We start from the raw sequence: 19,004 nt of genomic DNA on the forward strand, positions 1-19,004 counted from the left end.
CAGCGGCTGATTGTATGGTGCCATAAGTTAATCATCTTGCGAGATTATGATTATATCGCCAAGCTATGCGGATATCGTGAACAACGCTAAGAGAGAGCTCTAATGTCAGATTCATCGCAAAACTCCCGCCGTCACTCTGCGCCTGTGGTCGATGGCCCAGGTAAAGCTGCTAGCCGCGCCATGCTGCGCGCGGTGGGCTTTACAGATGCCGATTTTAAGAAGCCTCAGGTGGGCATTGCGTCTACGTGGAGCATGGTGACGCCGTGCAACAGCCATATTAATGAGCTGGCCGAGTTTGCCCGCGATGGCGCCGATGCTGGCGGTGGTAAAGGTGTGATTTTCAATACCATCACGATTTCCGATGGTATTGCTAACGGCACCGAGGGGATGAAGTATTCGCTGGTGTCACGGGAAGTGATTGCCGATTCCATCGAAACCGTAGCGGGCTGTGAAGGCTTCGATGGTTTGGTGGCGATCGGTGGCTGCGATAAAAACATGCCGGGCTGCTTGATGGGCTTGGCGCGCTTGAACCGCCCCAGCGTGTTTGTCTATGGCGGCACTATTATGCCCGGCAAAGGGCACACCGATATCGTCTCGGTCTTTGAGGCCATGGGCGCACACTCCCGCGGCGATATCGACCTGATCGAACTTAAAAACATCGAAGAAACCGCCATTCCTGGCCCCGGTTCCTGTGGCGGCATGTATACCGCCAATACCATGGCGTCGGCGATTGAAGCGCTCGGTATGAGCCTGCCGGGTAGCTCCGCGCAGAACGCTATCTCGCAAGAGAAGCGCGATGACTGTAAAGCGGCGGGTGAAGCCGTGCTGGCGCTGCTGGCGAACGATATCAAACCCTCGGATATCATGACCCGTGAAGCGTTCGAGAACGCGATTACAGTCACCATCGCGTTGGGTGGCTCCACCAACGCAGTGCTGCACTTGATTGGGATGGCGCGTACCATCGGTGTGGAGCTGACCCTGGCAGACTTTACCGAGATTGGTAAACGCGTGCCGGTGCTCGCCGATTTGCGCCCTAGCGGCCATTACATGATGAGCGAGCTCGTAGCGATTGGTGGTATCCAGCCGATGATGAAAATGCTGCTGGATGCGGGCTTGCTCAACGGCAACTGCTTGACCGTGACGGGTAAAACGCTGGAAGAGAACTTGGCTGATGTAGCACCTTATCCCGCCGAGCCACCGATTATTGCTCCGCTGGGCAACCCGATCAAAGCGGAAAGCCATTTGCGCATGCTTTACGGCAACTTGGCGCCGGAAGGCGCGGTCGCGAAGATTACCGGTAAAGAGGGCACGCGCTTTTCTGGTTCGGCGCGGGTGTTTGGCTCGGAAGAAGAAGCCCAAGCGCGCATCAACGACGGCACGGTCGTGGCGGGTGATGTGGTGGTGATTCGTTATGAAGGCCCCAAAGGTGGCCCCGGCATGCGCGAAATGCTGACGCCTACTTCTGCCATTATGGGCCGCGGACTGGGTAACGATGTGGCGCTGATTACCGACGGTCGTTTCTCGGGTGGCAGTCACGGTTTTGTGGTTGGCCATGTGTCGCCGGAAGCGTTCGAAGGTGGCCCGCTGGCGTTGGTGGAGGATGGTGACATCATCACCATTGATGCCGAGGCCGACACTATCGAGATGCACGTGGCCGAGGACGAAATTATGCGTCGGCGAGCGGTATGGAAGCGGCCCGAGCCTCGTTATACCCGCGGTGTGCTCGCCAAATACGCGCGTCTCGTTAGCTCGGCCAGCACCGGTGCAGTGACAGACCAAGAGTAACGGTTTATCGGCAGGTGTCATCAAGACGTCAAGCGCAAGGCTTAGCCTATAAGCCTTGCGCTTTTTTATTGGGTAAAAGGTAGAGACGATGGTGGATCAAACACAAGCACGCGGGCGCATAGGCGAGGTGTTTTGGGCATTCTTAGCGCTGGGCTTAACGTCTTTTGGCGGCCCGGTAGCGCACCTGGGCTATTTTCGTACCGCCTTTGTGGAGCGGCGTCAGTGGTTAACCGAAAACGCCTACGCCGATTTGGTCGCGCTGTGCCAGTTTCTGCCGGGGCCGGCGAGTAGCCAGGTGGGTTTTGCTCTTGGCTTAATGCGTGCTGGCCCGTGGGGCGCGGCGATGGCGTGGCTGGCCTTTACGCTTCCTTCAGCCATTGTACTGGTGCTGTTTGCGCTGGGGGCGGCGGTGTTGGATGGCCCGATTGCTAGCGGCATTATTCATGGCCTGAAAGTGGTCGCGGTAGCGATCGTCGCCCATGCCGTATGGGGCATGGCGCGTAACCTCTGCCCCGATCAAACCCGCGCTGGAATTGCCCTGGCAGCGGTTTTTACCGTGGTGTTAGTGAGTGGCCCCTTGGGCCAAGTGGCGGCGATTGTCCTGGGTGGCTTAGCGGGTTTACTGATGTGCCGGGATAGCGCGGCTGTCTCAGCCAGCGAGTCGCTCTATTTTCCGGTAACGCGTCGTGCGGGCGTGGTGGCATTGGGGCTATTCGGTGGGTTGTTAATTCTCTTGCCGCTGTTGGCGGGCAGTGCCGGTTGGCTGAACGTTGTGGATGCGTTTTATCGTTCAGGTGCGCTGGTGTTTGGCGGTGGTCACGTGGTGTTACCACTATTAGAAGCCGAGGTGGTGCAGTCAGGATGGGTAACAACCGACGAATTTTTGGCCGGTTACGGCGCAGCGCAAGCAGTGCCAGGGCCGTTATTCACGTTTGCCGCTTACCTTGGGGCGATGCTGCCCGGCATGGCTGGTATCATTGGGTCCTTGTTGGCACTGCTGGCGATCTTTATTCCGGGCTTTTTGTTGTTAGTGGGCGTATTGCCGTTTTGGAATCAATTTCGCCAATGGGGCAGCGCCCAGGCGCTAATGCGGGGTGCCAACGCGGCGGTGGTGGGCATTCTAGGCGCGGCACTTTATCAGCCGTTGTGGACCAGTGCGATTATCGGACCTTATGCGTTCGCTTTAGCCCTAACAGGCTTTTTGCTGCTGACTGTGTGGAAGCTGCCTGCCTGGCTGGTGGTCGCGCTGGTGGCAATCGCAGGAATCTTTATCCCACTGCAGTGACGGCAATATCTACGCGCGTTGTGTATAAACACTCACGCTGAATTTCCCCTACCTCGGCATTATCTTCTACGCTGAAGTTGTCGCCAATCATGGCTAACGAGGGAGGAGTTATCATGACAGACATGGGAGTCTGTGCCTGTCCTGGCTGTGAGCATCACGTCTCCAGCGAGCAGGCGGCCATCACTGAAGGGCGTGCTTATTGTTGTCAGGCGTGTGCCGTCGGTCACCCAGGAGGGAGCGATTGTATGCACAAAGGGTGCCCATGTAGTGAGCTAAATCGCCCTGATCCAGATGAAGAGAGTGGCGGCGAAGAAGTAATGGAAGGATTCAGCAACGCGCAGTTTTAACCACCAATAGCGTAAAACTGCCACTATGGACAAGGAGACCATCATGTCTAGACAAGCTCGTATCGAACCGGTCATTGAGGCTACTGATCTTAAAGAAACCATCACCGGATGGTTGGTAATTGATGAAACTGTGCCCGAAAACGAAGTGGTTGTATCCGAGCACACCTCTAAGAAAGAGGCGATTCAGGCTGCCGAGGCGTTAGAGCAGCGCGAAGACTAGCTAGCCCATCAACACTAGCCCAGCAAATAAAAACGCCTCGCGAGAGCGAGGCGTTGATTGGCTATCGGCTATGGCGCCTCCAGCTCTAAGGTACGACGCAGGGCGTGGAGTTCATCCACTCCCAGATGCTCAAGCTTTCCGGCGAGCAGGTCGCTAATTTTCTGAACGGGAAGTCCTGCCCGGCGGGCAATTTCTCGACTTCCTAAGTCCGATACAGCGATCAGACGAGTAATAATACGCATTAATCGCGTACGTTTTTCAAGTTCCCTGACATCGAGGTCAGGGCTGCTTCGCGGAGGATCAATCTGTTCCGCAGTGGCAGTTGCGCGTGCCGTGCTCATGTGGCTCCAACAGTCTGAAATGACAATCACACAATGCCGCCAAGTCGTGCGCATTTCAATGTCTATTTTGATGAAAATTTCGCGATTTCTGCAAAGCCCGCAAACGCGCTAGCTCTGGTAAACTAGTCGCCTTCCTTTTTTGTTGTGTACCCAGGCGGGTACACGCCGATTTTTCAATTTGGTATCGCTTTTATAGGCCGTTGTGCCGAGGAGTTTTGCATGTCGTCGAACAGCACACCCAAGGTGGGCGTGATCATGGGATCTAAGTCTGACTGGCCGGTCATGGAGCACGCTGTCTCCATGCTGGAGCGTTTAGGCGTGGCCTATGAAACCCGCGTGGTCTCGGCGCATCGCACGCCGGACCTGCTGTTCGATTATGCCAAGAGCGCTGCCGAGCGCGGCTTGCAAGTGATTGTGGCGGGCGCTGGCGGCGCGGCGCACTTGCCGGGCATGGTGGCATCGCAAACACCGCTGCCAGTGCTGGGTGTGCCGGTGGAATCAAAAGCGCTTAAAGGCTTAGATTCGCTGCTTTCGATTGCTCAGATGCCAGGTGGCATTGCAGTGGGAACGCTGGCGATTGGCAAGGCAGGTGCCACAAATGCAGGCTTGCTGGCGGCGCAGATCGTTGGCTTGCAAGACGCCATGGTGCGCAGTGCGGTCGAGGCGTTCCGCGCTGAGCAGACCCAAAAAGTGCTCGATAATCCGGATCCGCGCCCCGATCCAGAAGCAGAATAAGGAGGCTCGGCCATGAGTTCAGAAATTATCAAAAACATCGGTGTGTTGGGTGCAGGCCAGCTCGGCCGCATGTTGGCATTGGCGGGCTATCCGCTGGGGAACCGCTTTACCTTTCTGGATACCACGGGTAATCCCAGTGCGGGCATTGGCGAGGTGATCGTCGATCCGAATAACCAGCACTTGGCCGAGTTTTTAGCCAAGGTAGATGTGGTGACTTACGAGTTTGAACACCTGCCGGTGGAACTGGTGCGTGAGATTGAGCAGCACAAGCCGGTTTACCCCAGTAGCCGTGCGATTGAAGTGTGCCAAAACCGGGTCGAAGAGAAGACGCTATTTGACCGCTTAGGAATTCCCACGCCCGCCTACCGCGTGGTGGAAAGCGCTGAGCAGCTAGAAGCGGCCGCGCGTGAGCTGGGTTGCCCGGTCGTGGCTAAATCGGTAACAGAAGGCTACGACGGCAAAGGTCAGGCAGTATTGAAACAGCCTGGGCAGGCTGGCGAGGCGTGGAGCGCGATTGGCCATTCCAGGCTAGTGGTTGAATCGTTCGTCGATTTCGTGCGCGAAGTCTCCATGATTGCCGTGCGTGGCCGCGATGGTAAGGTAGCGTTCTATCCCATGGCAGAAAACCAGCACGTTGACGGTATTTTGCGTTACTCCGTAGCGCCGCTCCCAGATTTAGACGCGCGTGTTCAACAAACCGCCGATAGCTATATTCGTGCCTTGTTGGATGAGTTGGATTATGTGGGTGTATTGGCACTTGAGCTGTTTCAAACTCGCGATGGTAGCCTGCTGGCCAACGAAATGGCGCCTCGTGTGCACAACTCCGGTCACTGGACGATGGATGGCGCGGTCACCAGCCAATTTGAAAATCATCTGCGCGCCATTCAAGGCTTGCCTTTAGGAAGTACCCAGGCGATAGCCCCCACCTGCATGATTAACGTGATTGGTCGAGAGGGCGATAACGTAGCGATCTTGGCGCTTGCCGATTCGCACCTGCATCGCTATGACAAAGCCGAGCGCGCAGGGCGCAAGCTCGCCCACGTCAATCTCTTGGCACCCAACCACGCCGACCTGCTTGAGAAGGTTCAGGCCTGCAGCGTGTTATTGCCGGAAGCGCCGCCTCCCGCCTGGAGTTTTTCTAGCAAACAGTAGTGATCGAAAGCTGCTTGCCCAGCAAGCGGCTTTTCATTTCACTATTATCCATTGGGATAGCGTCTAGTTGACCAACTACGCAACTTTTATCGCTAAAATCGTCTAAATGCGCTAAAAAGGAGCCACAAAAAAACCAGCGCTTTAAGTTGGTCTTAATAGCACTTCTTTTTTAGGCGGGTAGTCGGTATGTCTCACTCCACCACCACGGGGACTGCATCGGGAATGCACAGTGGTTTCCAGCGCGCTCATCATGCCACTGTAAAGCGCTTGCACAGCGAGAAAGTACGTCTTCTGTACGATAATTTATGGCAGCCGGTGCTTAGCAGCGTCTTGGCAGGCACGCTGCTGGTAGCCGCTATGTGGCCGGTAGTGGAAAGCTGGATTCTGCTCACTTGGCTCGCCGTATTGACCCTGGTATCCATGGCGCGGCTTGCTTTGGCCTACTATTTTCGTCGTTTACCCGTACAGCAACAGCATCATCGCCGGTGGTTATACCGGTTCAGCGTTGGGGCAATTGCGGCTGGCTGCGTATGGGGGGCGAGTGGACTGTTTTTTTTCACAGGCGAGCATCATGGCCAGGTCGCCGCGCTTTCAATTGTTCTGGCCGGCATCGCCGCCGGTGGGATAACAACGCTTTCCGCCGTATGGTGGGTGGCACTGGGTTTCGTGCTGCCAGTTATTCTGCCGTTGCTGGTGCAGTTTTTATTATTAGGATCATCGCTGGCGTTTCTGATCGGCGCTATGCTAAGCCTATTTCTCGGTCTGATTATCACCACCAGCCGCCGTTTAAGTCGCACTATTCACGACAATATTGCCCTGCGTGTGAGCATGGCCGCTCGTGAAGCACAGTTGCAGGAGAGTGAGAACCGCTATCGCTCTATCTTTCAGCGCTCACCGCTTGGCGTGCTGCATTTTAATGAGCATGGGCAAGTGACCGACTGCAATAGCAAGCTACTGGATATTCTCAATGTGAATCGTGCGCAGCTGCTCGGCTATCGCATGTTATCCCGCACGGCGGATAGTGGCGTGGCAAAGGCCGTACGCAGTGCGCTAGCCAAAGGCTCGGGCTATTACGAAGGCACCTACTATCTACCCAAGGCGAGTGTGGGCACGCCGCTGCGTGCCTTCTTCAATGGCGTGCATAGTGCGGGTAACGAGATGGTCGGCGGTGTAGCGATTATCGAAGATTTCACCGAGCGCAAACGCGCCGAGGCGATCATTTACCGCCAAGCCTATTATGACTCGCTCACCGATCTGCCTAACCGTCGCCTGTTTATCGAGCAGTTGGCTACCCTCTGCGATGAGACAAAAACGGCGCAGTCGGGCGGCTTGTTGATGTTCTTGGATCTAGACCGTTTCAAGTTGATTAATGACACATGGGGGCACGCCACTGGCGATGACTTGTTGGTGCAGGTGGCGCGCCGCCTGGAAGGCTGCCTACGCGATGGCGATATGGCGGCGCGGCTTAGCGGCGACGAGTTTGTACTGCTGGCGCGACTGGAAGAAGGTCCAGAGGCAGACAGGGAAGCCGCTGCCAACGCTTATATGTGCGCCGTTCAGCAGGCACTTTCTGAGCCTTATCGGCTTGAAAGCCGCTGGGTGGAAGTGACCCCCAGCATAGGCTACACCTGCTTCACGGCGGCGGACTGTGACCACGAAGAATTACTCAAGCAGGCAGACATTGCGATGTATCGCGCTAAAACGGAAGGCCGGGCACGCCTACGCCGCTTTGAGCCGTGGATGCGGGATGCCATGCATTAATGCGATGTTGCAAGAACCTTTTACGTTATCTGTCCGCTCAGCAGTAGCCATAGTGCGATTAATGCAAAGTGGCCGGGATACCACGCCAGCCATAGACGCCGTGGCATCGCCAAGTTAATGGCAGGGACTCGCTGGGCGGCGCCAGCGGCGAGCATTAGCACTACCACACAGGTACCGACGGTAAACGACTTGGCCAGGTCAGACGCGTTCATTTGACCGGCAATCCATAGCACCGGAAACGCTGATAACCCTGCCCACAGGCGCGACTGAAAGTCACTGTTCGCTTGGCTCAAAGCGTGCAGGGCAAACATCAGAAGCGGAATAAGCAGCAGCCCATTGTGGCCATACTCGACCCAAAACCCTAGTAAGTACCAGACGGTAACCCCAAGCGCGGCACCGGCGAGTAGCCAGGGCATGGTGAGCGTTTGTTGCTGATAGTGCTGCCAGCCTTGTCGCACTAACGTTCCTAAGGCCAACCCACTGGCGAGAGTAAAGCAGACATTCAGAATAAAGGCATCTGACGTGCGTGGCATCATCATATAAGGGAGTTGGGCAACCAGACCAATCACCAAGATGCGCCGCGAGTAGCGCAGCGGGTTGCGGGTGTTAAAGAGCCCATGCCAAGCGACCATGGCGGCAAACAGCGGGAAGGCAATCCGGCCAATGGAAGATCCTGCCCAGCTCAAATCCCAGTCGCCAGGCAGGATATAGCGGGTAAGGTGATCAACCGTCATCGTAATCAGCGCTAGCCACTGTCCCCAGCCTGTCCAGTGAGAAGAGGGACGCAACGTCGCGGCAGCCTCTTTTGCCACCGAGTGGGCGGCTGATTTTTCAACCATGGTATCTCCTTGTCATTTTGCGTTAAGAAGTAAAGACCCACATTTTGTGAGCGAGTTCGCTGAATTGGCTTACCTTTCTCAGCGTCACGACAAATATGAAGGGAGTTTACCCGCTTTTGGCTTTTCTTAGTGATTCTAATGGTGGGGGACTACTTTTCACTGGGGAGTGATGGTTCAGCGAGGAGAAGAATACAGACGGTTGGCTGTAAGGGGGAAAGGCGAATGCCTCCCCGGCGTAAGCGCCGGGGAGGAGAGAGCGATTACTCGGCGTCTTCTTCGCCAAAGTAACGGGTGTAGATTTCGTCGTAAGTACCGTCTTCTTGCACTTCAGCCAGTGCTTCGTTGAATTTCTCGGCCAGTGCTTCGTCGCGTTGACGGAAGGCGATGCCGAAGCCGTCACCGAAGTACTCTTTCGGCTCGCTAACGCGCTCACCCACGACGACGTATTCTGCTTCGTCGCTTTCCAGCAGAGTCGATTGGCCAATCGGGAAGTCGAGGAAGACGATATCCAGACGCTCGGCGGCCATATCCAGCACCATGTCATCGGCGGTAGAGTAGCGGCTGATTTCAGCCACGTCGCTGAAATTATCGGTGACGTAGTTGTCCTGCAAGGTGCCGCGCTGAACGCCGATCGTCATGCCTTCCAGCGTTTCTTTGGTGGCTTCGCTGATACCCAGGTCGCTGGCGGCGAACCAGGCTGATGGCATGGTGATGTAGGGGTCTGAGAACAGAACTTGCTCACGACGCTCTTCATTGATCGTCATGGACGACATAATGGCGTCATAGTTGCGAGACATTAACCCTGGAATGATGCCATCCCACGCTTGCTCGACCCATTCACAGGTAACGCCCATGCGGTCGCACAGCTCATTGCCCAGGTCGATATCAAAGCCGGTGAGCTCGCCTTCAGCCGTGCGGAATTCCATCGGCTCGTAAGGTACGTCAACACCAATACGCACGTTGTCGTAGTCACGTGCTTGTGCTGAGGAGGCGGCCGCTACTGCTAAGCCGAGTAGTGAAAGAGTTAGTAATTTTTTCATATTATAGCTATCTCCATAGAAAAGCAGATTCACCAGAAGGTGATCATTGTTTGTTAGCCGACAATTAAACTAACCCAGGTTGGCGCTGACGAAAAGAGCTTACCTGCCTATGAACCAACGTTTGTTTGACGGTTGCATCATTTTTTCATGATTAAGGGTCTTGGGGGCGTACTTATGGATTTAGGTGCGCCAGCAGCTTTTTCTCCAGATAACGGAAGAAGAACAGGATCGCGAACGTTAAGCATAAATAAATAGCAGCCACGAAGAGAAAAGCTTCGAACGGGGCGTAGTAGCGAGCATAGACAAAGCGAGCGGCGCCGGTTAAATCCATCAAGGTGACCACGCTGGCAATCGCGCTGGCGTGCAGCATAAAAATCACTTCATTACCGTAAGCGGGTAGGGCACGGCGAAAGGCACTGGGTAAGATAATCCGCCGCATCATTAAGCTCTGCGACATGCCATAAGCGCGGGCAGCTTCGATCTCGCCTTGCGCGGTGGCTTTAATCGCACCGCGGAATATCTCGGTAGTGTAGGCGGCGGTATTGAGTGTAAAGGCGATTAAGGCCGGATAGAAAGCTTCGCGCAGTACTGGCCATAAAAAGGTGTCTTGAATGCCGTCAATAAACACCACGCCGTAGTAGATGATATAGAGCTGAATCAACAGCGGTGTACCGCGAAAAACGTAGGTGTAAAAATAGATTGGTAGGCTAATCCATTTATGCTTTGAGCTGCGCATGATCGCTAGTGGCACGGCGAGTATAAGCCCTGCAATAAGCGACAAGAAGACTAATTGGGTGGTGGTGACTAAACCTTCCCAATAGTAACCCAGCGTATCGGCGGTAAAAATGGTATTGCCAGCGAGTAGGTCATTGAACCAAGTGGAAATGTCGAGCATGTCACTGACCTCCAAAGCCGATGTCGTAGCGTTTTTGCAGCCGCGCAAAAATCCATTCGGAGACGCTGGCGATCAATAGGTAAACCACGGCGACCGGGATCAAAAAGGTGAACGGTTCGTGGGTGGCGCGAGAGGCTTCAGCGGCCACGCGTACCATGTCGGTTAACCCAATCACGGATACCAGCGCGGTGGTTTTGAGCAGTACCATCCAGTTATTCGATAGCCCAGGCAGTGCATGGCGCATCATCTGTGGAAAGCGGATACGGCGAAAGACGAGCCCACTGCTCATGCCATAAGCTTTGCCTGCTTCGATCTGCCCGTTATCCACGGCCATAAAGGCGCCGCGAAAGGTTTCGCCCATATAAGCGCCAAAGATAAAACCAATGGTGAGTACACCGGCGGCAAAGGCGTTGAAGTTAATATAGATATCGATTTCGTAGTTGTAATAGAGCATATCGCTGATGGCGTTGACACCTATCTGGCCGCCAAAAAACAGCAACATCATTAATACTAAATCCGGTACGCCACGAATGAGCGTGGTGTACACCGTGGCGGTTCGCTTTAACAACCAACTGCGCGACATCTTCGCGCTGGCGGTCAGTAACCCTAAAACAATCGCTAAAATTAACGATAGCACCGCCAATTGAATAGTGACGCCAGCCCCTTCTAACAGCCGGGGCCCATAGCCTTGCAAATCAATCATGGTGAGCCTCGCGGATCAGTATTTAGGTGCCAGGAACTGCTGCAGGCGCGGTGATTGCGGATTACCGAGCACTTGATCCGGCGGTCCCGCTTCTTCCACTAAGCCCTGGTGAAGATAGATCACTTGGCTGGAAACATCGCGGGCAAAGCTCATTTCGTGAGTCACCACGACCATGGTGCGACCCTCTTCGGCCAGCCCGTGCATGACCTTCAACACATCGCCGACCAACTCTGGGTCGAGGGCGGAGGTGGGTTCATCAAACAGCATCACTTCCGGGTCCATCGCTAGTGCGCGCGCGATGGCGCCACGCTGCTGCTGACCGCCGGACATCTGTGCTGGGTAGGCGTTGGCTCGGGCGCTTAAACCCACGCGATCGAGCAGGGCGTGGGCGTGTTCCAAGGCCTCTTTTTTGGGCTTTTTCAGCACATGGATCGGCGCTTCAATGATGTTTTCCAGTAGCGTCATGTGCGCCCACAGATTAAAGCTCTGGAACACCATGGAGAGCTTGGCGCGCATCTGTACTACCTGCTTCCAATCTTCAGGTTCGCGGCCGTGCTTGGTGGTTTTAAAGCGAATCGGCTCGCCATGGACAATGAGGTCGCCATCGTCGGGTTGTTCAAGCAAGTTCATACAACGCAAAAAAGTACTCTTACCCGACCCAGAGGCACCAATCAGAGTAATCACATCGCCCTTTTGGGCTTGCAGAGAGAGACCTTTCAAAACTTCCGTATCGCCAAAGCGCTTTTTAATATTACGCACTTCAAGGGGAGTAGGCGTAGCGGCCATATCATTGGCTCCAGTGCAGAGTTGCCGCAGCAACGGGTTATCAAGAACAGGCTGTGATGCGGCTGGCGCGAAAAAAGGGGCGATTCTATCAGGCTGGACGCATAATGCGCGCCCTACTTATCATATTAAACATACGACGATAGTCGTATCGACGTCGTGCAGCCTGTTATCGCCTCACCATTATTATTGTCAAACGTTGCTAACAAACGTTGCTAACAAACGTTGCAGTCAAACCCCATTCGTTAAGAAGATTTATAAGTGCGCTTGACGAAGGCGCTAGTTGACCGGTGCCACTAGCAGGGCCGCACGGGCGCCTACTTCGACATTGGCATTGGGAAATACCACATGAAGAGGCGTATCACCCACTCGGAAATCGCCTGCTTCACCGTCTTGCGCCAGCAGCGTGCCAGGTTCGAAACGATTGAAATTAGCCGTATCCTCGGCAAAACAGAGCTGAAAGTCGGTCGAGCGGCGAATCAGCTCGTGGTGTACCTGGAAAAACTGCATTTGCGAGGCGGATCGTTGGGCCGGAGAGTGGCCTTCACTTAGTGCTGTGAGTAGGGAAAGCATCGGTGTCAGCGAGGCCATATCGTTCTGGCCGAAAAGGGCCACACGGCCTAGCTCAAAGGTGAACGACTGAGCGCCATGATAATGCTTGCTGTAATGAGAAAAGGTCCAACTGTGCTGATGTTGGTGTAGCACCGCCTGCATATCCGCAGCGGCGAGCCACTCCCACTGGTTGTCCTCAGTGGGTGACGCTGCAAAGGGTTCGACGATGAAACGGGGGTAACGGCTATCGCGGATGGCGGTATGCAGATCATAGTGCAGTTTGGCCAGCGTCGAATGGCGGGCGTAAAAATCATCCACGGCGGCCATTAATGCTCGGGCGCGGTCTGGTTCTTCGCCTTCGGCGTGTAGTTCACGATCAAACAGGCGGTTCAGATTAGTGGTGATAAAACGCTGCTGTGCTTTAAGCGCGGGGAGGTTACCCAGGATCACCAGCACGGGTGCGCCCAGTAGGGCGCTACCGGCTTCCAGGCGGCTAAGCCATTCACCGATTAATTCGACGGGCGCAGTTTCATTACCATGAATCGCCGCTGAAAAAATGCATGCATAGGCACCCTGGCTTGCCGTGCTAGGCGTTAATTCCAAAATGCCCGCTGCATGCAAGTGATAGCTGCCGCTTGGGAAAACGCCGTGCTGATTGTCCGGGAGCTGCCCATCAAGCGACCAGTCGAGCCATTGGCCTAGCATTGTCAGCTCCTTAGCCTGTGACTTTCGTTGTTTTTTAAATGTCGTGGTCTTTCTAAAAAGTGAGCCTAGCATTACCACGCTAACCGCTTGTCACAAGTCACTAGGTCGTTCGCATGTAAAAGCCCAGCGTATTCGTGAAAAGCGTCGCCAAGAAACAGTGGCCTTTTTAGCGCAACAATTAAATAGCTGGCATCAAAAAGCGCCCATGCAATGCATGAGCGCTTATTCAAGTAGCGTGACGGGTTATGCTGATCGCTGGCGCTGCATTTCCTGCTCATACTCATTGGCCAGAGAGGTTTTTTGCTTATCTTGTAACCCTCGGCCGGCCAGCTGAAATACTTCCTGCTCTTCTTCATCCAGGTGATGCGTCACTAAATGCTGTAGCTGCTTCGCATGAGTCAGCCAATGGGTGGCGCTATAGTCGGTTTCGTCGAGGAGTTCTAACAGTTCATCAATTTCATGATGCTCGGCAACGCTATGGCGCGCTTTTTCCTGGGTTAAATCGATCGACATCATGGGGATATAGAGTGCCCTTTCTTCAGCCGCTGCATGACCATGCAGCTCTTTTCTTACCTGTTTGTAGAGGGAGTCGCGCTCGTCACTGTCTCCATGAGTCTCAACTAAGCGGGCAAGCAGATCACGCTGAATATCATGGTCCTTGCGCAGGGCTTCAAAAATCGTCATTCCAGACTCCTTGGATACGTATAGGTAGGCAAGACCAAAGCTAGTGGGGGTTAATGTAAAGTGCAAGCAGTCGTTCGTCGATGAAATCGACGAACGCGGACGAAAACATTCGCTTTTATCTATGTTTGAGTGCGTTATGTTGTAGTGACTGTTAACTGGGGTTAAGCCCGTCGCACCGAAAATGAAGGCAAGGAGATAGCTATGACAAAGGTATTGGTACTTTATTATTCCATGTACGGTCACATTGATACGATGGCGCACGCCGTCGCAGAGGGCGCAAAAGGGGTGAGCGGTGTGGAAGTCACCGTTAAGCGTGTACCTGAAACCATGCCAGCAGAAGCTTTCAAAAATGCCGGTGGCAAGCAGGATTACGATACTCCAGAAGCCACGCCGCAAGAACTGGCTGATTACGATGCGATTATCTTCGGTACGCCAACCCGTTTCGGCAACATGACAGGGCAAATGCGTACGTTTCTGGATCAAACCGGCGGCCTGTGGGCTAACGGCTCGCTTCGCGGTAAGGTGGCCAGTGTGTTTACGTCTACCGGTACCGGCGGTGGCGATGAAATGACTATTACCTCTACCTGGACCACCCTGGCTCACCACGGCATGATCATCGTGCCGATCGGTTACGGTGTGGAAGAGCAGTTCGATATTTCCAAAGTCAGCGGTGGTACACCGTATGGTGCGGCGACCCTCGCGGGCGGCGACGGTTCTCGCCAGCCGGATGAGCGTGAACTCAAAATTGCTCGTTTCCAGGGCGAACTGGTCGCGAAGACGGCCGTTAAACTAGCTAGCTAACATCCCTAGCCAGCTAACGCCCATTGTGCGTAAAAAAGCCTCGCCGATTGACTTCCGGCGAGGCTTTTTTGTGGGTGATATCGTCACCGCTAGGCGCCGCGAGCGGCCGTATAAATAGTGTAAACGGATTGGCTCGCGGTCATGAATAGACGGTTGCGATTTGCCCCAGCAAAGCATACGTTGGAGCAGACTTCGGGCAGCAAAACCCGCCCCAGCAGGGCGCCTTCTGGCGAGAAAACCACGACGCCATCGATACCTTCTCCACCGTTGGCACTCGACCAGATATTGCCATCCATATCGCAGGTCATGCCATCGAAGATGGTGTCTTCGCTGGTGACGATTACTTCGCGATCATTGACACTTTTGCCATCTTCGCCAAGCGTCCAGCGAATGATACGCGCGGGTTCGTCAAAATGGGTGGGGGCGCTGTCGCTGGCGTAGAACCCTTCGCCATCCGGCGTGAGCACAATACCGTTGGGCTTATGAATATCGTTGGTCAGAAGGATGGGTTCATCAAGGCTTTCATCGACGTAATAGATCCCCGTTTCAAGCTCCAGTTCACGCTTCTTACCTTCATAGTCGAAGTGGGCGCCGTAGCCAGGGTCGGTAAAGATAACGCCGCCCGAGGGTAGTGCCACTACGTCGTTTGGGGCATTGAGTGGTTTGCCCTGATAGCGCTCTGCGAGCACCGTGGTGCTGCCATCCCATTCGTAGCGCAATACGCGTGAAGGGTAGTGTTCGCAAGCAATCAAACGCCCCTGATGATCAAAGGTATTACCGTTGGAGTAGCCAACGTTGTCTCTTAAAACGCTGACCTGGCCAGTCGCTTCGTCCCAGCGCATCTGCTTGGCGCGGGGAATATCGCTGAAGACGACGTAACGGCCCACGGCATTCCAGGCGGGCCCTTCTGTCCATAGCCCGCCACTCCAGTGGCGCTCCAGCGGGCTATTGAAAATCATATAGTCACTGAAACGTTGATCCTCTACTTTCCATGCATCAATGGGGTAACGAGCAGGCACGGGCCCTGGCGAGGCCTGCATGGCAAAAAGCTGAGGCGAGCTGCCGACAGCGGCCAGGGCGGCCGTTGCCGAGAGAAACTGACGGCGTCCGAGTTTCATAACATTATCCTGAGGGTTATTTTTTGGGATTGTTAATTAAACGATGTAACGAGCGAACCAAAACCAGTGCTTCGGCTACTCTCAGAATAAATGTAGAACATATGAGGTTAAAATTCGCACATTGGCTGCCTAGTAGGGGATCCAGGCAGCCAATATTTAGCAAACAGCAGGGTTAGTGGATAAATAGGGCGGGAAATTTTTAGCCCGAAATGACGTCAGCAATCGCCTTGCCCAGGCTTTCCGTGGTGCCTTGGCCACCGACATCGCGAGTGAGTACTTGGCTGTTGCCTTCGCTAAGAACGCTTTCAATCGCGGTGACGATCGCATCACCGGCTTCCTTGTGGCCCAGGTGCTCGAGCATCATCGCTCCTGACCAGATCTGGCCGATAGGGTTGGCGATGCCTTTGCCGGCGATATCCGGTGCACTGCCATGTACCGGCTCAAACAGGCTGGGGAAAAGACCTTCTGGATTGATATTGGCCGATGGCGCAATGCCGATCGTGCCGGTGCAGGCGGGGCCTAAGTCGGAAAGGATATCGCCGAATAAGTTACTGCCCACCACCACATCGAACCAGTCGGGGTGCAGAACGAAGTTCGCGGTCAGAATATCGATATGGAATTTATCTACGGCGATCTCGGGGTAGTTTTTTGCCATTTGCGCGACGCGCTCATCCCAGTAGGGCATGGTAATTGAGATGCCGTTGGATTTGGTGGCGGAGGTCAGCTTTTTACGTGGGCGGGTTTGGGCCAAGTCAAATGCGTATTTCAGCACCCGGTCAACGCCGGTGCGGCTCATCACCGTTTCCTGGATAACGATCTCGCGCTCGGTGCCTTCATACATTTTGCCGCCAACGCTTGAGTACTCGCCTTCGGTATTCTCACGCACCACATAGAAATCAATATCGCCAGGTTCGCGGCCTGTCAGCGGGCTTTTGATGCCAGGCATTAGCTTGCAGGGGCGCAGGTTGATGTACTGATCAAACTGGCGCCGGAACTGCAGCAGCGAGCCCCAAAGTGAAATATGGTCGGGTACTTTATCGGGCCAGCCTACCGCGCCGTAAAACAAGGCATCGAAGCCTTTTAATTGCTCGAACCAGTCATCTGGCAACATCTGGCCATGTTCGAGATAGTAGTCGCAGCTACCAAACTCAAAGGTGGTGAACTCAAGGTCGATATTAAAACGCTTGGCGGTTGCCTCGAGGACGCGGATGCCCTCGGGCATGACTTCGGTGCCAATGCCGTCGCCGGCGATGATGGCGATACGATGAGCCATGGTGCTTCCTTCTTTTGTTAGTGGCTGACACTTGCTCATAAGTACTGGGTCTGGCAAATGCTGGGTCTGGCAAGTAATGAGTTGGTAAGTACTGGGTTTGGTAAGTACTGAATAGAGTGTAGCGGCTATTTTGGCGGAGATAATCAGGCTATTATTCAAGCTATTGTTGCGTAAAAGTGCAGAATGGTGAAGGAGCGTATGGCTCAACTGGATGATTTGGCGTTTTTTCAGCACTTGGCACGGGCGGGCAGTTTAACAGCAACCGCCCGTGAGCTGGGGCTATCGCTCTCGGCCGTGAGTAAGCGTTTGAAACTTTTAGAAGCGCGTTTAGGGGTCGAGTTGGCCGCCCGAACAACCCGGCGGTTAACGCTCACTGCAGAGGGCGAGCGCTACCTTGCCCGTGGCGCGCTCATTCTGGACGAGCTTGATGAGCTGGAGAGTTCCCTGGGTGAAGGTGCCGATCAAGCCCTTGGCGGGCGATTGCGTATCAATGCCACCTTTGGCTTTGGTCGCCGTCATATCGCACCGCTGTTATCTCGCTTTTGTGCTGAGCACCCCGAAGTAGAGGGGTGGTTAGAGCTGACCAACTTTCCGCTCAACCTGAGTGATCATGGCTTTGATATTGGCATTCGCGTGGGTGAACCCCCGGAGTCGCGCTTGGTGGCTCGGCGCATTTTGTCGAATCGACGCATACTCTGCGCATCGCCAACGTATATTGCTAACGCGCCAACCCTTCAGGCGCCTGCAGATTTGCAACAGCACGCTTGCTTAGTGATTCGCGAAAATGACAGTGATTTTCCGCTCTGGCGTTTTGAGCGCAGCGCTCCTTCTGTGCAGGTGCCTTCGGCAACGATGCAATCCGTCAAGGTCAGTGGCCGGCTAGCCAGTAACGATGGTGAAGTGATCACTCGCCTGGCGTTGGATGGCCACGGTGTGATGCTGCGCTCATGGTGGGATGTTAATGAACACCTTGCCAGCGGGGCATTGGTTGCGCTTCTTCCCGGCTGGCAAAGTGTAAGAGCCGATTTTTATGCTGTCTATGAACAGCGTCGGCATGTGCCTGCAAGGTTGCGTGCTTTTATTGCCTTTGTACAACGCGAGATGGCGGGGCGGGTGGCCACGCTGCCAGCGATTTCCCATTAGCGGTTAGGGCAAGTTTCCCCCTGAGCGACGTCGATGAGTTCATCCGTCGGGAAGTCGAGCTCCGCTGCTCGCTCGCGCAAGCTATACGTGGCGGTGACGCAATCCAGGCCGCGTTCAAATGAGTGATCCAGACGCGCTATTTCGTACCATTGGCCCTGGTAGCGATCCAATGCAAAGTCTTTAACCGGCTCGGTTCTCTCGGGAATGCCGGTACAGCCGGTAAGTAAAGCCATAGTGATAACGCTGCTTCCTAGCAAATGTTTCATTTCAGCGCTGCGTGGCGATGGGTCATTGGCGATCGACTATGTTGTGTACTATCAGAGGTTACTTACTGACGTAATTTTGCCATATAAGAAGGGCAGGCTAGAGCTGTGCCTCTAGTGATAGCAAACAAAGGAGTGTTTATGTGGTTTCAACAAGAGATTCACTTACCCGAAGTGGCGCGTGGCTTCCATCTTATTACCGATGACGTGGCTAGGGCGCTGCCGTGTTTAAACGATATTCGTATTGGCACACTGCACCTTCAACTTATGCATACTTCTGCCTCGTTAACGCTTAACGAGAACACTGACCCGGATGTGCGTCACGATTTAGATGCCTTTCTTCGCCGCCTAGTGCCGGAAGACTTGCCCTATTTCCGCCATACATTGGAAGGGCCTGACGATATGCCCGCCCATGTGGCCGCCAGTTTGCTGGGTACCCAGCTCACCTTGGCGGTGCGTGACGGTCGACTTGCACTAGGTACTTGGCAGGGCATCTGGCTGGGTGAGCATCGCAATCAGGCTGGGCCGCGGCGTTTATTGGCTACCTTAAATGGCTGTGATGCTGGCTAACCGGAGGCA

At 54.6% G+C, this 19,004-nt stretch carries 22 protein-coding genes; 10 read left to right on the forward strand and 12 right to left on the reverse strand.

Translation table 11 applies throughout. From position 1 onward, the window contains the following. The first annotated feature begins 102 nt into the window (after positions 1 to 102). On the forward strand, positions 103 to 1,785 hold the full coding sequence (gene ilvD / locus ACUN8H_RS08200; RefSeq protein ID WP_445531653.1) for a dihydroxy-acid dehydratase: 1,683 nt from the start codon (positions 103 to 105) through the stop codon (positions 1,783 to 1,785). Positions 1,786 to 1,873: 88 nt separating this feature from the next. Then, positions 1,874 to 3,070, forward strand: a complete 1,197-nt coding sequence (gene chrA / locus ACUN8H_RS08205; protein WP_445531654.1) for a chromate efflux transporter — start codon at positions 1,874 to 1,876, stop codon at positions 3,068 to 3,070. Here the strand turns inward: chrA and ACUN8H_RS08210 are convergent. Beyond that, positions 3,054 to 3,194: a hypothetical protein gene (locus ACUN8H_RS08210; RefSeq protein WP_445531655.1), complete on the reverse strand. Its 141-nt coding sequence runs from the start codon at positions 3,192 to 3,194 to the stop codon at positions 3,054 to 3,056. The genes chrA and ACUN8H_RS08210 overlap by 17 nt on opposite strands. Between ACUN8H_RS08210 and ACUN8H_RS08215 the strand changes: the two genes are divergently transcribed. Both ACUN8H_RS08215 and ACUN8H_RS08220 read left to right on the forward strand, forming a co-directional pair. Continuing rightward, positions 3,184 to 3,417 carry a hypothetical protein gene (locus ACUN8H_RS08215; protein ID WP_445531656.1) on the forward strand — a complete coding sequence of 78 codons (234 nt, stop codon included), beginning with the start codon at positions 3,184 to 3,186 and terminating at the stop codon, positions 3,415 to 3,417. The genes ACUN8H_RS08210 and ACUN8H_RS08215 overlap by 11 nt on opposite strands. 43 nt (positions 3,418 to 3,460) lie before the next feature. Next, a complete protein-coding gene (locus ACUN8H_RS08220; protein ID WP_298967524.1) occupies positions 3,461 to 3,637 on the forward strand; it encodes a hypothetical protein in 177 nt (58 codons plus the stop codon). A gap of 68 nt (positions 3,638 to 3,705) precedes the next feature. On the opposite strand, the gene ACUN8H_RS08225 is transcribed toward ACUN8H_RS08220, so the two are convergent. Then, positions 3,706 to 3,978: an XRE family transcriptional regulator gene (locus ACUN8H_RS08225; RefSeq protein WP_445531657.1), complete on the reverse strand. Its 273-nt coding sequence runs from the start codon at positions 3,976 to 3,978 to the stop codon at positions 3,706 to 3,708. Between the two features lie 219 nt (positions 3,979 to 4,197). Here ACUN8H_RS08225 and purE point away from each other — a divergent pair, with 219 nt between their 5' ends. From purE to ACUN8H_RS08240, 3 genes are all read left to right on the forward strand, one after another. After that, a complete protein-coding gene (gene purE / locus ACUN8H_RS08230; RefSeq protein ID WP_445531658.1) occupies positions 4,198 to 4,713 on the forward strand; it encodes a 5-(carboxyamino)imidazole ribonucleotide mutase in 516 nt (171 codons plus the stop codon). 12 nt (positions 4,714 to 4,725) lie between these two features. Further along, positions 4,726 to 5,865, forward strand: coding sequence for a 5-(carboxyamino)imidazole ribonucleotide synthase (locus tag ACUN8H_RS08235; protein WP_445531659.1), 1,140 nt, complete (start codon positions 4,726 to 4,728; stop codon positions 5,863 to 5,865). A 186-nt stretch (positions 5,866 to 6,051) separates the two neighbouring features. Further along, on the forward strand, positions 6,052 to 7,626 hold the full coding sequence (locus tag ACUN8H_RS08240; protein ID WP_445531660.1) for a diguanylate cyclase domain-containing protein: 1,575 nt from the start codon (positions 6,052 to 6,054) through the stop codon (positions 7,624 to 7,626). Positions 7,627 to 7,646: 20 nt separating this feature from the next. On the opposite strand, the gene ACUN8H_RS08245 is transcribed toward ACUN8H_RS08240, so the two are convergent. From ACUN8H_RS08245 to ACUN8H_RS08275, 7 genes are all read right to left on the reverse strand, one after another. Then, positions 7,647 to 8,465, reverse strand: coding sequence for a TraX family protein (locus ACUN8H_RS08245; protein WP_445531661.1), 819 nt, complete (start codon positions 8,463 to 8,465; stop codon positions 7,647 to 7,649). 260 nt (positions 8,466 to 8,725) lie between these two features. Continuing rightward, positions 8,726 to 9,505, reverse strand: coding sequence for a transporter substrate-binding domain-containing protein (locus tag ACUN8H_RS08250; protein ID WP_445531662.1), 780 nt, complete (start codon positions 9,503 to 9,505; stop codon positions 8,726 to 8,728). A gap of 172 nt (positions 9,506 to 9,677) precedes the next feature. Then, entirely contained in the window at positions 9,678 to 10,400 is a 723-nt protein-coding gene (locus ACUN8H_RS08255; RefSeq protein WP_445531663.1) for an ABC transporter permease, read from the reverse strand. Position 10,401: 1 nt separating this feature from the next. Further along, the gene (locus ACUN8H_RS08260) at positions 10,402 to 11,103 is read right to left on the reverse strand and encodes an ABC transporter permease (protein ID WP_445531664.1); all 702 of its coding nucleotides are present in this window, start codon (positions 11,101 to 11,103) and stop codon (positions 10,402 to 10,404) included. A gap of 15 nt (positions 11,104 to 11,118) precedes the next feature. Continuing rightward, positions 11,119 to 11,889 carry an ABC transporter ATP-binding protein gene (locus tag ACUN8H_RS08265; protein ID WP_176302009.1) on the reverse strand — a complete coding sequence of 257 codons (771 nt, stop codon included), beginning with the start codon at positions 11,887 to 11,889 and terminating at the stop codon, positions 11,119 to 11,121. A 276-nt stretch (positions 11,890 to 12,165) separates the two neighbouring features. Then, positions 12,166 to 13,143 carry a succinylglutamate desuccinylase gene (locus ACUN8H_RS08270; RefSeq protein WP_445531665.1) on the reverse strand — a complete coding sequence of 326 codons (978 nt, stop codon included), beginning with the start codon at positions 13,141 to 13,143 and terminating at the stop codon, positions 12,166 to 12,168. 243 nt (positions 13,144 to 13,386) lie between these two features. Then, positions 13,387 to 13,827 carry a hemerythrin domain-containing protein gene (locus ACUN8H_RS08275; RefSeq protein WP_445531666.1) on the reverse strand — a complete coding sequence of 147 codons (441 nt, stop codon included), beginning with the start codon at positions 13,825 to 13,827 and terminating at the stop codon, positions 13,387 to 13,389. Positions 13,828 to 14,028: 201 nt separating this feature from the next. Here ACUN8H_RS08275 and wrbA point away from each other — a divergent pair, with 201 nt between their 5' ends. After that, positions 14,029 to 14,628, forward strand: a complete 600-nt coding sequence (gene wrbA / locus ACUN8H_RS08280; RefSeq protein WP_445531667.1) for an NAD(P)H:quinone oxidoreductase — start codon at positions 14,029 to 14,031, stop codon at positions 14,626 to 14,628. 89 nt (positions 14,629 to 14,717) lie between these two features. Here the strand turns inward: wrbA and ACUN8H_RS08285 are convergent, their stop codons facing one another. Both ACUN8H_RS08285 and ACUN8H_RS08290 read right to left on the reverse strand, forming a co-directional pair. After that, positions 14,718 to 15,746: an SMP-30/gluconolactonase/LRE family protein gene (locus ACUN8H_RS08285; protein WP_445531668.1), complete on the reverse strand. Its 1,029-nt coding sequence runs from the start codon at positions 15,744 to 15,746 to the stop codon at positions 14,718 to 14,720. 199 nt (positions 15,747 to 15,945) lie between these two features. After that, a complete protein-coding gene (locus ACUN8H_RS08290) occupies positions 15,946 to 17,019 on the reverse strand; it encodes a tartrate dehydrogenase (protein ID WP_445531669.1) in 1,074 nt (357 codons plus the stop codon). A gap of 198 nt (positions 17,020 to 17,217) precedes the next feature. Between ACUN8H_RS08290 and ACUN8H_RS08295 the strand changes: the two genes are divergently transcribed. Beyond that, on the forward strand, positions 17,218 to 18,162 hold the full coding sequence (locus tag ACUN8H_RS08295; RefSeq protein WP_445531670.1) for a LysR family transcriptional regulator: 945 nt from the start codon (positions 17,218 to 17,220) through the stop codon (positions 18,160 to 18,162). Here the strand turns inward: ACUN8H_RS08295 and ACUN8H_RS08300 are convergent. Continuing rightward, entirely contained in the window at positions 18,159 to 18,395 is a 237-nt protein-coding gene (locus ACUN8H_RS08300; protein ID WP_445531671.1) for a lipocalin family protein, read from the reverse strand. The genes ACUN8H_RS08295 and ACUN8H_RS08300 overlap by 4 nt on opposite strands. A 171-nt stretch (positions 18,396 to 18,566) precedes the next feature. Between ACUN8H_RS08300 and ACUN8H_RS08305 the strand changes: the two genes are divergently transcribed. After that, positions 18,567 to 18,995: a secondary thiamine-phosphate synthase enzyme YjbQ gene (locus tag ACUN8H_RS08305; RefSeq protein WP_445531672.1), complete on the forward strand. Its 429-nt coding sequence runs from the start codon at positions 18,567 to 18,569 to the stop codon at positions 18,993 to 18,995. Positions 18,996 to 19,004: the final 9 nt, after the last annotated feature.

The organism is Vreelandella sp. V005 (assembly GCF_052645115.1).